The 13,417-nt window shown below is 49.4% G+C and carries 8 protein-coding genes; all 8 read left to right on the top strand.

Features of this window, described 5'->3' with window-relative positions; genetic code table 11:
• Positions 1-10 precede the first annotated feature (10 nt).
• The 8 genes from PAE68_RS22340 (at position 11) to PAE68_RS22305 (ending at position 13,408) form a co-directional block, all read left to right on the top strand.
• The gene (locus PAE68_RS22340; RefSeq protein WP_281890681.1) at positions 11-1,264 is read left to right on the top strand and encodes a hypothetical protein; all 1,254 of its coding nucleotides are present in this window, start codon (positions 11-13) and stop codon (positions 1,262-1,264) included.
• A gap of 211 nt (positions 1,265-1,475) precedes the next feature.
• A complete protein-coding gene (locus PAE68_RS22335) occupies positions 1,476-3,101 on the top strand; it encodes an extracellular solute-binding protein (RefSeq protein WP_281890679.1) in 1,626 nt (541 codons plus the stop codon).
• Between the two features lie 307 nt (positions 3,102-3,408).
• The gene (locus PAE68_RS22330) at positions 3,409-5,001 is read left to right on the top strand and encodes a sulfatase family protein (RefSeq protein WP_281890677.1); all 1,593 of its coding nucleotides are present in this window, start codon (positions 3,409-3,411) and stop codon (positions 4,999-5,001) included.
• A 26-nt stretch (positions 5,002-5,027) separates the two neighbouring features.
• Entirely contained in the window at positions 5,028-7,415 is a 2,388-nt protein-coding gene (locus tag PAE68_RS22325; RefSeq protein WP_281890675.1) for a helix-turn-helix domain-containing protein, read from the top strand.
• A gap of 41 nt (positions 7,416-7,456) precedes the next feature.
• Complete coding sequence (locus PAE68_RS22320; RefSeq protein ID WP_281890673.1) at positions 7,457-8,839, top strand: helix-turn-helix domain-containing protein; 1,383 nt, start codon at positions 7,457-7,459, stop codon at positions 8,837-8,839.
• 242 nt (positions 8,840-9,081) lie between these two features.
• Positions 9,082-10,500, top strand: coding sequence for a BNR repeat-containing protein (locus tag PAE68_RS22315; protein ID WP_281891191.1), 1,419 nt, complete (start codon positions 9,082-9,084; stop codon positions 10,498-10,500).
• A gap of 225 nt (positions 10,501-10,725) precedes the next feature.
• Positions 10,726-12,357: a type 2 periplasmic-binding domain-containing protein gene (locus tag PAE68_RS22310; RefSeq protein WP_397379287.1), complete on the top strand. Its 1,632-nt coding sequence runs from the start codon at positions 10,726-10,728 to the stop codon at positions 12,355-12,357.
• A 148-nt stretch (positions 12,358-12,505) separates the two neighbouring features.
• Positions 12,506-13,408, top strand: a complete 903-nt coding sequence (locus PAE68_RS22305) for an ABC transporter permease (protein WP_281890670.1) — start codon at positions 12,506-12,508, stop codon at positions 13,406-13,408.
• Positions 13,409-13,417: the final 9 nt, after the last annotated feature.

The following is a 13,417-nucleotide window of genomic DNA, read 5'->3' as shown; positions in this document are numbered from 1 at the left end:
GGTGTGCGAAATGGGAAAAACGGTGCTGACGATTGAAGGGGAGCATTTTGTCATTAACGGCAAGAAGACCTACTCCGAGATTGAAGGCAGTAAGCCGAATGTGCACGGGCTGCTCATGAACGCGAGGTTCATTCAAGGCGTCTTCGACGACAAGGCTGCCCCTGAACGCTTCAACCGATTCGGGCGCAGCTTCGATCCGGATCGCAATACGAACGATCTCATTGCTGCACTGCCCCAGTGGTATGCAGCAGGACTACGGGCATTCACCGTAAGCTTCCAAGGAGGCGGCCCGTGCTTTACAGTGAACAACAACACCATTGATAACAACCCCTTCTCGGAGGATGGTAGGAGCTTGGACCCGGCTTATGCCGATCGCATGGACCGTCTGATCCGAGCAGCGGATGAGCTTGGTATGGTGGTCATTGTCAGCTACTTCTATACCGGACAGACCCCGAGGCTGAAGGATGGCCGAGTCGTGCTGAATGCCGTTCGGACGGCATCCCGGTTCCTGAGAGAGGGCGGATATACGAATGTCATAATTGAAGTATGTAATGAGCATAATATTGCGCGAGATCACCCTCTAATCGCCTCAAGCGAAGGTATGGTGGCGCTGCTGGAGATCGCCCGTTCGGAGTCCGGCGGAATGCCGGTGGGGTGCAGCGGGCTAGGCAGATATATTAATGAAGAGGTATGTAAGGAAAGTGACGTTATACTCATCCATGGCAACTGGCTGAGCCGTCAGGAATATTACAACCATATTCGTCAAGTGAGGGCATGGGCGCCCGGCAAGCCAGTGGTGTGCAATGAAGATTCGCAGGCGATCAGTAAGCTGGAGGTAGCCTTCCGTACCGGCTCGTCGTGGGGATATTATAATAACTTCACGAAGCAGGAGGTGCCGGCCGACTGGAGCATTACTCGCGGAGAGGATCAGTTCTTCGCACACCGTATGGCAGCGGGGCTGGGCATAGCGTTGCCGCCGATTCCGCAGGAAGAGCAATTCTATCTTCAAGGTATGGAGCCGGGCCTGGAATATGAGGGGAAGCGCTGGATTCGCTTAGCGAGTCTGTACCCGGAGAAGATCGATTACGTTGAATTCTTCCGCAATGGACAATTGTACTATACGTGTCATGATGAGCCGTTCTCCGTTCACTATATTAAAAATTGGCAGCAGGATGCGGTGCTCGTGAGCCCGGAGGACAAGGAATGGAAAGCGGTCATTCATCTGGTGGATGGGACGGTCCTGGTAAGAACGGTAGCCCTGTAGCCTCCAGCTCGGCAAACGGATATTGCGCATGAAAGGAGCATGCGACGTCTTGCTCCCGTGTACAGCACAGGCTCTATGGAATCGTAGCGTCCGTGCATGATTAGAGTATAGGCTGGTAAGCAGCTATTTTCTTAATCGGTTCATTGGGGGTATAGTATAGACGTCGCCTGCTTACCTAGAGGGAAATTAAATAGAAGGGGTGTTGTCGAATATGAGAAAAATATCGTTGTTACTGGCTGTCACGATGATGACAGGTGCGGCCGCGGCTTGTTCATCCAAGGATTCTGCTGAAACGAAGCCTTGGGATCAAGCAGCCCCAAAGAACTTCAACGCTACGGGCTTCCCTATTGTTGATGAGAAGGTGACCTTAAAGCTGATGGGCTCGAAGGGAGCGAATCAGGGCCCTTGGGATCAGATGATGTTCTTTGAGGAAATGGGCAGAATGACGAACGTGTATTTTGAGTTCGATACGCCCGACGCCAAAATATATCCGGAAAAGAAAAACCTTGCTTTTGCCAGCGATAATTTGCCTGACGTGTTTTTTGCTGGACAGCTGACATCGTTTGATCAAATCAACTATGGCAAGCAGGGATTGTTGATCCCGCTTGAGGGTCTCATTGATCAGCATGCTCCTAATCTGAAAGCCATGCTGGATAAGAATCCTTCGATCCGAAGAGCCATCACAGCACCGGACGGTCATATCTATGCCCTGCCGCAAGTCACAGACATTAATCGTGATCTGATGTTCTTCCGTACGTACTTGAACGCGAATTGGATGGAAGCATTGGGGAATCCTAAGGTGCCGGAAACAACAGATGAGCTTCTTGTTTTGTTAAAGCGCTTCCGCGATGAGGACCCGAACAAGAACGGGAAGAAGGATGAGCTTCCGTTGTCGTTCCTCAATGCCAAGAACGATTCATTGAATATGGCTAGAACGTATATTATGCCGGCGTTCGGTGCATTGGAGGATCGGAACAATCAATCCCGCTTGCAGGTGACGGGGGATAAGGTTAGTGCTGCGTTCATGACGGAGGGCTACAAGGAATTCCTGAAGTACATGAAGACGCTGCATCAAGAGAAGCTTCTGGACCCGGAGATCTTCACACATACGGATCAGCAGCTGAAGGCCAAGGGACAAGATAATAAGATTGGTATGACGTTCCACGCCGCGCCGTTCTCGGTGTTCAAGGTGGAGAAGCCGGAGGACAATGCGAAATACCCGTTGGTCCTGCCTCTGACAAGTCCAATCAATAAGGAGAAGGTGCTGACACCTCGTCCGAATATTCATCTGGGAACGTTCGCCATTACGAAGAACAATAAGCATCCCGAAGCGATGATCCGCTGGATCGACTACTTGTATACACCAGAGGGCTTTATGCTTGGTAACCAAGGAGTTGAAGGCAAGAGCTGGAAGTGGCTGGATGAAGGTAAAACACAATGGGACCGAATCACGCCTGAAGGTATGAACAAGGAAGATTTCCGTGCTAGAAATACACCGGATGCCGGGGCAATGATCCCAATATTGAAGCGCATGGAGCTGAACTACAAGCAAGTGGACCTCGTGAACAATATCTTGAACAAGCAAGCCGAGCAATTGACGCAGTATGCGAAGGATGCCATGCCGCTGCTCTTCCTGACAGAAGAAGAGGAGAACCGTGCGAACATTCTGAAGAACGATCTCATGAACTACATCGCTCAGATGGAAGCGAAGCTTATACTGGACAAAGAGAGCTTCGATAACTGGGATGCTTATATCGCCACGCTGAAGAAAATGAACGTTGATGAATATGTGGGTATTTATCAGAAGGCGTATGATCGCTGGAAAGCAACGAAGTAACGCTCAAAGTAGGCAAGGCAGCTAGAGACGTACTGGCTATCGCCGCGCAATCTCCTGAGAAGGAGGTTGCGCGGCGAGAAGGCCAAGCATCAGGGGAAGATTATGTTCATGCCAACGATCAGTCCCTATAATTCGGTGTAGGTGAGGATGGATTTACCCATGCTCGTTTATAAGTGACGGAGAATCATGTAAGCGCTGTATTTTTGCGGAGGGATACAAGGAATTTTTGAAGTAGATGAAGACGCTGTGTTCGTTGGCAGCACACGAAGTGATACCATTTTCGCTAACAAGGTTGAGGTGCAATGAGATGAATCAAGGTCGATTAAACATATTGTGGATATCGCTAGAGGATACGAGTCCACGGTTTGGTTGCTACGGGGATCCTGTTGCCAGGACCCCTAACATTGACAGGCTTGCTAGAGAAGGGTGCCGCTATCCGAATACGTTTGCAACAGCGGGGGTGTGTGCGCCGAGTCGGTGCGCAGTCGTGACAGGGATGTATGCTACATCTATTGGTGGACACCATATGCGAACGACTCATACGAATCTGGACACACCGGAGCTTCCTACGCCTTATGAGATCGTGCCGCCTCCTTATGTTAAGGTGTTTACTGAATATTTGCGGGCACAGGGCTACTACTGTACGAACAATGTCAAGACGGATTATCAGTTCAAGCCGCCAATAACGGCTTGGGACGAATGCGGACCGGAAGGACATTGGAGAAATCGGAGTGCGGATCAGCCGTTTTTTGCCGTGTTTAATACGACTGTCACCCATGAGAGCAAGATGTGGCCGAAGGAAGACGAGGAGCTAAAGACGAAGCCTGCTGAGGTCGTGCTCCCTCCGTACTTGCCTGATACGTTAAAGGCTCGTGAAGCGGTGGCACGTCATTACGACAATATAGCCGAAGCGGATGCCTACGTAGGTGCGATCCTGCAGCAGCTGGAGGAGGATGGCTTGTCGGACAATACGGTAGTGATGCTGTGGAGTGATCATGGTGAAGGTCTTCCCCGGGCGAAGCGGTGGACGTATGACGCCGGTATTCGGGTGCCGCTCATTGTTCGCTGGCCAGGCCACATACTCCCCGGTACAGTGGATGACCAGTTGGTGAGCTTGGTGGATTTGGCCCCGACCGTGTTGCATCTTGCAGATGCTCGTCCTCCTGCTCATCTACAGGGACGTCATTTTCTTAGCGACAATCCGAACAAGAGATCGTACGTATTTGCTACGCGTGATCGGTACGATGAATCGTACGATATGGTGAGGGCCGTTCGCGACAAGAGATACAAGTATATTCGTAACTATGAACCCAATCTGTCTTATCAGCTGTGGATTCCATATCTCAATCAACATCCGATTCAGATGGAATTGTGGCGGCTGCTGGAGGAAGGGAAATTAGAAGGGACAGCTGCTCGCTTCTTTGGTTCAGGCCGTCCCGTCGAAGAGCTGTACGATTGTGAGCTAGATCCCTATGAGCAAGCCAACCTGGCACACCTGCCGGAATACACCGAGGAGCTCCATCGAATGAGGGAAGCTCTGGAGCAATGGCGAGCAGCCTATGATCGTTTCGGCGAGGTGCCGGAGACGGAGATGGTTGCACAGATGTGGCCGAACGGTCTGCAGCCCCACACAGCGAAGCCGCGGTTCATTCGAATCGATGCGGGAAGCAGTGCATCACATGCGTTGGAGGAAGGGACTATTCCTAGACCCGCACTACTTCAACTGCATTGCAGTACGCAAGGGGCATCGATCGCCTATAAGCTCCATGATGATGGAGATACGGGGTGGAGCTTGTACACCGGACCCATCCGTGTACCGGAGGGTGCTACCCAAATACGAGCTAGAGCCATTCGCATCGGATATATCGAGAGTGCCGAGACAACGCTGCAATTCGTATAGTCTGCTAGAGGAGGAGAGGCTGGTTCATGAGAAGAACGCGCAAGCAAAGTGTGATTCTAACATGGTTTTTCTCATACTTGATCGTGCTCTTGCTGCCGATTGTAGTTAGTCTTTTTGTGTATCAGCAGTTTTCCAAATCGCTTACTCACGAAACACAGAAGGCTTACTCGTCGTTACTTATGCAGCTGCAGGAAGTGGTGGATAATCAGCTGGAGAGTATGAAGCGGTTAAGCTACCAGATCACTTGGGATCATAATGTGCAGAATATGCTGAGCTACAATCATCAAGACGTAGCCCAGAAGAGCTTCAGCTATGATTCCTTCCTGGTTGCGCAGCAATTAGCACGATATAAATCGTCGTACTTCGAAATTGACCAGTTCTATATATACCTCACAGCTCCTCAGATGGTCATATTTCCAGGTGTTGTTAATGAGTCGCGGATGGCTTATCAGTTCGAGCATCAGAACGAAGCATTCTCTTATGAGGAATGGACCTCCTTGATGAATCAAGGTCCGTTGCAGGGCTTTACAGCTGTTCAGAGATCGAACGGCGAGGCAGCCATCGCTTATTTGCAGAGCTTTTTGGGGTCAAAGGCTGGTCGGTCGATCGGTATGAGTGTGGTGATGATCGACCAGTCCCGATTTGTTCAGGCGATTCGGAAGGTTCAATTGTTGAATGAAGGGAACGTATTCATCGTTAATAACCATCACGAGATCTTACTATCGAGTGACAGCACATCCAATACGTTCTTAGACAATCTAAAGCTGGAGCAGTTGTCTGCAGACTCCGGTTATGTCAGCTTGGAGGTCGAGGGGCAGAGCTACGAGGTGTTCTACACGAAGTCAGCTCTGACTAAGAGCACATACATTACGATGGTTCCTAGTCGATTGCTGTGGGAGAAGGCGGAGAAGGTTCGTAATCTGACCTACGCGAGCTTCGTGATCAGTCTAGTCGTGGGCATCATCTTGGCGCTGCTGCTTCTGAGACGCAACTACGGTCCGATTCGTCGTCTGCTGCAGAAGGTGACAGAGAATGCGGTCCATCCTTCGTCACAGCGTGTAGGCAACGAGTTTGCATTCATTGAACAGAGCCTGAACCAGACGTATCGGACGATGGACGATATGCTGGTCCATATGAAGCAGAGCCGTCATGTGCTTCGCTCCCATGCGGTCACCCGTCTTCTTAAGGGGAAGCCGGACTCCAAGGTGCAGGTGGAAGACGCCATGACTACGTATGATATAAGCTTCAGAAGCGATGACTTTGCGGTGATGCTATTTCTCATTGAGGAAACAGAGGAGTTCTACAATAAAATCGACTGGATGCAGCCGTATGAGCAGCAGCAAATGCTTCAATTTATTGTGTCGAATGTTGTGGAGGAATTGGTAAGGCAGAAGCATACTGGATATGTGGTCGAAAGCGAGGATATGCTAGCGTGCCTAGTGAATTTCTCGCAATCCTCAGAAGATCGGAGAATGGAGGAATTGATGCGTATTGCGCAGGAAGCACAGACCTTCTTGCACCGCTCGTATCAGATTCATATGACCATATCGATCAGCTCGATACATCGCTCCCTGTCCGGAATCCATCAAGCGTATCTGAACGCCTTAGACGCAATGGACTATAAGCTGGTGATGGGACGCAGAGAGATCATTACGTATGATCAGATCCGCTCGGAGCCTCACATGGAGCAGCATAAGACGTATCATTATCCGCTATCCGTTGAGCAGAAGCTTATTAATGCTGTGAAGACAGGCAACTCGGAGCTGGCTGTAAGCACGCTGAACGATATTATCGATCAGAACTGCAGCAACCCGTTACTATCCCTTCCCTTGGTTAAATGTCTGATGTTCGATCTGGCAAGTACGTTAGTCAAGACGATTAACGAGATGGATGATGAGGAACAATCAAGCTTGAGTGCAACGAGCACGATCGAACAAATGATGAACAGTGCAACGATTCAGGAGATGAAGGAGCAGCTTATTGATACAGTCAATACGATATGCCGGGCTACATTCTCAAGACGTGAAGGACAGATTGCAGACAATCGTCAGAGGGCTGTGCAAGGTCTCGTCATGGAGGTGGTCACCTATATCGAGAGAAATTACAGCAATATCAACTTGAATGTATCGATGATCGGTGAAGTGGTAGAGATGAGTCCGACCTACGTGTCGAAGCTGTTCAAGCAGCGTACGGGAGAAGGGATACTCGAGTATATTAATAAATACCGAATTCAGCAAGCGAAAAGGCTGATCGAAGAGCAGCAGCTTGGAATTAAGGAGGTAGGGATGCAGGTCGGCTACTCGGAAGCGACGACCTTCATAAGAGCCTTCAAGAAGTATGAGGGAGTGACTCCGGGGAAATACAGAGATTCGCTTGGGCGGTCATGCGACAGGAGGAGCGAGGATGACTTATGAGGCCAGTACAAGGTGTAGACCACCTCTTGTGAGCTAGTCCGATGATGAGCTCGATGACCGTATCACTATCTGCCGGTGTAATGATTATTGTCAGCCTTGTCGCGGCGCTCGTGCTATCGTATCGATACGCCAGACAGGATGAATTCATGCTGCATGGGCATGACATTCACGCCTTGCAGGTGAGGAACGATACGCTGGAGCAGCAATTCAAGTCCTCGATGCCTCTGCTGAAGCAGAGCTTTATTCAAAGCTTACTTCATCATGAGCAAGATCTGGACCACCTGTCAGAGCAGGCAGCCTATTACGGCATGGCTTCAACCTGCTCCTATTACACGGTGATGTGTATGGAGCTCCGTGGCATTCGAGGACAGACGAACAAGGACGTATATTTATTCACATATGCTGTCATCAATATAAGCTCTGAAATCATGCACCGGACGGCTGAAGGGTGGGTATTCCGAGTGAAGGGTACTCAGCTATTAGCAGTATGCGAGTCCGGTACGGCCTCTCAATCCGTGGAGCACATTCAATCGAATATGCTCCTGCTTGCGGAGGAAATACGAGCGGCTGTGGAGCAAGCATTGAGCATCATGATTACTCTTGGTGTCGGCCGAGCTCACCAAGGGCTTCATAACATCCATGCTTCGTATCAAGAAGCGCAGGAGGCTCTGCAATACCAGCTCGTGGAAGGCGGCGGCAAGGTGTTGTTCATCGAGCGACTGAATACGAATGCCGGCGATTATGATGTCTTTATGGAGGCTGACAAACATATTACCGCCGCTCTAAAGCTGGCTAACCTCGGGCAGGCTCGGGAGCATTTGAAGTTGCTCTATGACCATTTGCTGCAGCGTACGGGGCATCTAAACTATCAGCTCACGATACAGGGCTTTATGCAGCTGATTGCCGGAGCATTGAAGATCGCTCACGAAGCGGACTCGAAGAAAGCAGCCTCGTTATTCGGATATAATCTGTATTGCAAATTGACGGAGCTCCGTTCCTTGCACCATATGATCCATTGGCTGGAGAACGAGGTGTATCCGAAGGTCGTGAATGTTATGTCTGATCGTTATAACCGACAACACTTGGATATCGTGCAACGAGCATTGGACTATATACATGACCATTACAACGAGGATTTATCTCAGCCGCTTGTAGCAGGAAGGCTATCGGTATCGAATTCGGAGTTCAGTCATTTGTTCAAAGAAGCGATGGGCTGCAATTTCTCAGACTACGTCCTTACATACCGAATGGAAAAGGCAAAGGAGCTATTAAGCTCGACATACCTGAAAATATCCGAAATTGCCGAAGAGCTCCAGTACAATAATTCGCAAAACTTTATTCGCACGTTTAAACGAGTGGTCGGTATGACTCCAGGCGAATACAGACACCGGAACAGCAGCAGCGAGCGGAAGATCACGAGTTAGCCTATGTTGCTGCAGTAATCATTGATCTGAGCGTTGATCGCGCTCGCATAATCGTCGAAGTGATTATTTATTTCCCAGCCAAACAAGTGATAATCTGGGATTGTAGCAATAATGTGGGACTTAAGTGAGCTTGCTACAATTGGTCTAGGTAAAGGAGGGGAGCAGTGAACGATTAAGGAGCTGAATCATGCATCTAGTGGTATGGGGACTGGATAAAAAAAATGTGGGAGGCTTGCTAAGTGATGATGAAAAATGGGATAGCTATTGTGCTGGTGATGGCCATGGTCTTGTCTGTCTTTCTCTATTCAAGTGACACGGCACACGCTGTAACGGGCGTAAGTGTGACCAAAATCAATGATCAAATTATTGATTCCCAGGGACACAATTTTGCAACAGGCAAATTCGGATTAAATCCAAACAGTGCCATACATGCGCAGGATATGATGGTAAGCCATAATAACTATCAGTATGCGGTGTATTACAGCAAGGAGAGTAATGGAAAAAGCTACGTCAATGTGGCAAGACGCAAGCTCTCTCCCAAGTCGGGGTGGAGTGTCATTACATTCACGGATTACGAGTTTACATCCACGGATACACATAATACGGCGGTGATCGGCATAAGCAGAGCGGATGGTACCATTCACTTGGCCTTTGACCATCATGCTAACGATTTGCACTACAGAGTGTCTCAGCAGGGGGTAGCGAACAATCCGGATACGGTGGCCTGGAGCACCAATTTGTTCGGTCCCGTCAAGTCTCAATTAATCCCAGGGCAGACGGAAACGAAGGTCACGTATCCTCGATTCATTGACGTGCCGAACGGTAACCTTCAATTCATCCGCAGAGATGGCGGCTCGGGTAACGGGGATACGATTCTGTACACGTACAATGGGAACACGACTCACGCGTGGACGAAGAATGGCGTCATCATCTCCAAGTCGGGTACTTACAATGGATCTACAGACCGTAACGCGTATCTCGACCGTCCACAATATTACAACAACAAGCTATACTTAACGTGGGCTTGGCGTGAGACACCTGATGCGATGAGCAACCACGATATTATGTTCGCGTACAGCGAAGATTATGGTGTTACGTGGAAAAACAACAGCGGAGCTACTGTCGCGACAGTAGGCAGCAATCCGATGAGCATTACGACCTCCGGATTGAAGGTGTGGACGATCAACCAGAATCACGGCTTGCTGAATCATGGGTACACGTATGTCGATAATAAGGGTCGCGTGCATGTCATAACGTCTCATGCTCCTGAGGGCAATCCGAATTATGCGGACTGGAGCTCTGCAAGAGCCGATGCTAAGTACACACACTACTGGCGCGGGACGGATAAAGTGTGGCATAAAAATGTGATGGGCTCTGTGCCGTTAGGCAGTCGGTCCTCCATATTAGTCGATAACAACTACAACGCCTACATGATTTTCAGTCAAGGAGACCGCTTCCGAATTGCTGCGGCTACGGAGGCTACCAACTGGTCAGACTGGGGAGTCATTTATAACAATGTCAGCATGGATAGTGTAGCACCATCTGTTGATTATCTGCGTTGGAAGCAGGACGGGATTATCTCGGCATTTGTTCAAGAGAAGCCTGCAACGGCAGGAGCGACAAGCGAGATTCATGAGTATGATTTTCAGACAGGGAATTAATGGGTAAATTGATCTAAGATATAGGCGCTCACGCATTTTTGTCGGTATATTTCTTACCGTCAATGTCGTGAGCGTTTTTTGCTGATGGAGACTCGGGAATTGCATGCTTCATTTCAGATTTTGCACATCGGATTCCCCAAACTGTCCATATACGCTCGTAAATATCGTCCCTTATACTTGCGGTGTGGAGTCGTTAAACACTCTGATCGTATAAACGGGAGGTTGATGGGTACAGTGAAAAAGAAACAGAAAAAAGCGTTGGTTACAGGAATCGCAGCAGTGATGATTCTAAGCAGCTTGACGGTGGCGTGTTCAAAGGGAAACGAGGAGGCGACTCCAGGTCAGGAGTCCTCAACCCCAAGCGGTCCGACAACCTATCCGATCCAAACGGATAAAAAGCTCGTGTACTGGGCTGCCATCAACAGCAATCTCGCTGGAATCAAATCCTCCTTAGATGAGGTGCCCTTCTTCCAGGAATGGCAAAAACAGACCGGTGTGAATCTGAAGTTCGTCTCTCCTGCGATGGGCCAAGAGAGAGAGGCTCTCAACGTCATGCTCGCCTCTGGAGAGCTGCCGGATGTTATTGAGTTTTCCTGGATGAACTTCCCGGGCGGTCCTGAGAAAGCGATGCAGGATGGATATATTTTGAAGCTGAACGATTTGATTGATAAGCATGCTCCGAATTTAAAGAAGTATTTGAAGGAAAATCCGGAAATCGACCGCATGGTCAAGACGGATAAAGGAAGCTATTATGGGTTTCCATTTATTCGCGGAGATGAGTCCTTATTAGTATTCCAGGGGCCGATCGTGCGCAAGGACTGGCTGGATGAGCTGGGCCTCGAGATGCCGACAACGATTGATGAATGGTATACCGTCTTGAAAGCGTTCAAGGAAAAGAAGGGCGCTGCTGCACCATTCTCCTTCTTCAGTGATGGCAGATTGTACAATCTGGGGAACGGGGCCTTCATCGGAGCATTCGGCATTAACCAAGGGTTCTACCTGGATAACGGTCAGGTGAAGTACGGTCCTGCCCAGCCGCAGTACAAGGAGTTCCTTGCGACGTTCAGCAAATGGTATGCCGAGGGGCTTCTCGATAAGAACATCGCCACCACAGACAACAAAACGTTAGATGCGAATATTACGAGCGGCGCAACAGGTGCATCGATCGGTAATGCGGGGGCACAGCTTGGTAAATGGACACCTCTGCTCAAGGCCAAGGACCCTAAGGCCGTACTCGTGCCGGCTCCGTATCCTGTATTGAAAAAAGGAGACACGCCTAAGTTCGGGCATCGGGATAACCCGTTCGGACTTAATGGTACTGCAGCGATTACGTCTACGTCCAAAAATGCGGAGCTTGCGGTTAAAATGCTGGATTACGGCTACAGCGATGCAGGGCGAATGTTCTTCAACTTCGGCGTTGAAGGCGTCAGCTACAAGATGGAGAATGGATACCCGACCTATACGGATCTGCTGATGAAAAATCCGGATAAATTGGCTCCTGCTCAAGCGATGTCCTTGCATATTCGTGGCAATTACTTCGGTCCGTTCGTGCAAGATAAGCGTTATAGCGAGCAATATAATGTACTGCCGGCCCAGAAGGATTCGGTTAAGGTCTGGAAGACCGAAGCGGCCAAGACGAAGCTGCCACCGATCTCGCCGACGCCTGAGGAAAGCACGGAATTCGCGAAAATTATGACCGATGTAGAGACGCTGGTCAATGAAATGACCTTGAAGATCATTCTCGGAAGCGAGCCTGTATCGAGCTACGACAGCTACATGGAGAAGCTTAAAACGTTGAAGTTCGAAAGAGCGCTTGAGATCCAAAACGCAGCACTGGAGCGCTACAATAAGCGCTAATGTACACGGGTGGCGGCTTAGCGTGATGACAGCCTAGGCCGCCACCTGATTATGAGAAAGAGCCATCAAGTAAAAGAGGGGTGATTGTATGAGGCAGGTAGCTTCCCCACAAAGCGCTGGTAATCCCATGACGAGCAGGCAGTTGTATATGAAGCGATTAATGAAGGATTTGGTACTAAACAAGTATCTGTATGTAATGATGCTCCCGGTGCTTGCTTACTACATCATATTCCAGTACGGCCCTATGTACGGAGCCATTATTGCCTTCAAGGAGTATTCTCCGATTAAAGGGGTATTCGGGAGTGAATGGGTTGGTTTGGCTCAATTTCAATCGTTCTTCGAGAGCTACTACTTCTGGCGTATTCTGAAGAACACGCTGGTGCTCAGCTTATATTCGATCTGCTTTGAGTTTCCAGCCCCTATTATACTTGCGATATTAATTAATGAAGTGAGACATAAGCGGTTTCGGTCGATCGTTCAGTCCGTTACGTATATGCCCCACTTTATATCACTTATCGTCATATGCGGGATGATCAAGGACTTTACGAACAGCGGCGGATTAATTAACAGCTTCGTTACGCAATTGGGCGGAGACGGACAGGCGATGCTTCAGAAGCCGGAGCTGTTCCGAACCATCTATATTGTATCGGAGATCTGGCAGAAGGTAGGCTGGGAATCCATTATTTACTTAGCTGCTCTGATGAATGTGGACCAGGAGCAATTCGAGGCTGCTCGCATCGACGGTGCAGGCAGGTTCAGGCAAATATGGAGTGTCGCTATACCTGGAATTATCCCGACCATCGTCGTTATGCTTATTCTGCGCGTCGGGCATCTGCTCGGTGTAGGCTTTGAGAAAATTATTTTGCTCTATAACCCTGCCATCTATGATACAGCCGACGTCATCTCTTCATTCGTCTATCGGAAGGGCTTGCTCGAATTCGGCTGGAGCTTCAGTGCAGCGGTCGGACTCTTCAATTCAGTGATCAATCTGATCCTCTTAGTAGTAGCCAACCGTCTGAGTAAGAAATTCAGCGAAAATAGTCTGTGGTAGGGGAGGGAA

The organism is Paenibacillus sp. YYML68 (genome assembly GCF_027923405.1).
GTDB lineage: Bacteria > Bacillota > Bacilli > Paenibacillales > NBRC-103111 > Paenibacillus_G.
Note: the sequence above shows the minus strand (reverse complement) of the source record. Positions and strands in the feature narration are given on the sequence as shown.

Coding starts and splice junctions, on each gene's coding strand:
- PAE68_RS22340 (WP_281890681.1), top strand. CDS start 11: ATGGGAAAAACGGTGCTGACGATTGAAGGGGAGCATTTTGTCATTAAC.
- PAE68_RS22335 (WP_281890679.1), top strand. CDS start 1,476: ATGAGAAAAATATCGTTGTTACTGGCTGTCACGATGATGACAGGTGCG.
- PAE68_RS22330 (WP_281890677.1), top strand. CDS start 3,409: ATGAATCAAGGTCGATTAAACATATTGTGGATATCGCTAGAGGATACG.
- PAE68_RS22325 (WP_281890675.1), top strand. CDS start 5,028: ATGAGAAGAACGCGCAAGCAAAGTGTGATTCTAACATGGTTTTTCTCA.
- PAE68_RS22320 (WP_281890673.1), top strand. CDS start 7,457: ATGATGAGCTCGATGACCGTATCACTATCTGCCGGTGTAATGATTATT.
- PAE68_RS22315 (WP_281891191.1), top strand. CDS start 9,082: ATGATGAAAAATGGGATAGCTATTGTGCTGGTGATGGCCATGGTCTTG.
- PAE68_RS22310 (WP_397379287.1), top strand. CDS start 10,726: ATGGGTACAGTGAAAAAGAAACAGAAAAAAGCGTTGGTTACAGGAATC.
- PAE68_RS22305 (WP_281890670.1), top strand. CDS start 12,506: ATGAAGCGATTAATGAAGGATTTGGTACTAAACAAGTATCTGTATGTA.